Raw genomic sequence first — 1,198 nt, forward strand, 5'->3', positions numbered from 1 at the left:
GAGCCAAAATAATTGCCCCTTATTTTTTTGAAAATTTCATTTTGTGAATAACTCCGGATTATAAAGGAGGTTTGTACAGGAGTGTCTGAAAAGCATTCCGGTGGTATAATAGTAGTACAGACAATGAACGTCGAAGGGAGAGTGATGACGTGACCAAACTAATGGACTTGAAGATCGACTTCGCGTTCAAGCAGGTGTTCGGCAAAGCGGGAAACGAACCGATCCTTCGGGCCTTTCTGAATGCCGCGCTCCAACTGCCAAAAGAAAGGCAGATCACATCTGTGAAAATTCTCAATCCCGAAATCAATCGGGAGTACATCGAGGACAAGGCATCCGTCCTGGACATACACGCCAAGACGGAGCAGGGAGAGCACGTGAACATCGAAATTCAGTTGACAAACAAGTTCGATATGGAGAAGCGCACCCTGTACTACTGGTCACGCATCTACTCGGCGCAGATGCAAAAGGGAATGCCGTACACGGAATTAGTAAAAACGATCACGATCAACATCCTCAATTTTCGCTTTTTGCAAGAGACGGATCGTTTCCACACCATTTTCCACTTGTATGAGGATCAAGAGCAGTTCCTGCTGACGGACGTGCTTGAGATTCACTTCATGGAGATCCCGAAGCTGATGGACAAATGGGAGCAGCGTACAGTCAATCCGTATAATAATGAGCTGGAGAGATGGTTGCTGCTCTTGGAGGCGGACGATCACGAAGAAATTCGCAAGGTATTGGAGGTGATTGCAATGCGAGATCCAGTGATGAAACGGGTGTTTGACGAATGGGAAGACCTGAGCCGTGACGAGAAAAAGTGGGTGGAGTACGAGTCCCGTCGGAAAGCGATTCTGGATGAAATGGCCGCTGTGCGGGAAGCCGAGATACGTCAGCAAAGGGCTAGGGAAGAAGGACTGGCAGAAGGTCGGACGGAAGGAGAGAGACAAAAGGCCATTCAGATGGCAAAGAAAATGCTGGCTAAAGGAAAAGACGTCGAAGAGATTGTAGAGTTTACCGAGCTTTCTGTAGAAGAAATCGAAAAACTGAAACAGCAGCTACACTAGACAAACCTTGCCCCTTATCCTGTGGTCAAGACCCCATTTTGTAGACAGAAAGAAAAACCCCGGCCTTTAGGCCGCAAGCTGACGCCTGTATTCTACGGGCGTTAGCTTGTTTAATTTGATCTGAATACGTTCTT

At 47.3% G+C, this 1,198-nt stretch carries 1 protein-coding gene; it reads left to right on the forward strand.

Features of this window, described 5'->3' with window-relative positions; translation table 11 throughout:
- The first annotated feature begins 149 nt into the window (after nt 1-149).
- A complete protein-coding gene (locus tag HGBM_RS21840; RefSeq protein WP_019123222.1) occupies nt 150-1,064 on the forward strand; it encodes an Rpn family recombination-promoting nuclease/putative transposase in 915 nt (304 codons plus the stop codon).
- The last annotated feature ends 134 nt before the right edge of the window (nt 1,065-1,198 follow it).

This window comes from Brevibacillus massiliensis (genome assembly GCF_000311785.1).
Classification (GTDB): domain Bacteria; phylum Bacillota; class Bacilli; order Brevibacillales; family Brevibacillaceae; genus Brevibacillus_C; species Brevibacillus_C massiliensis.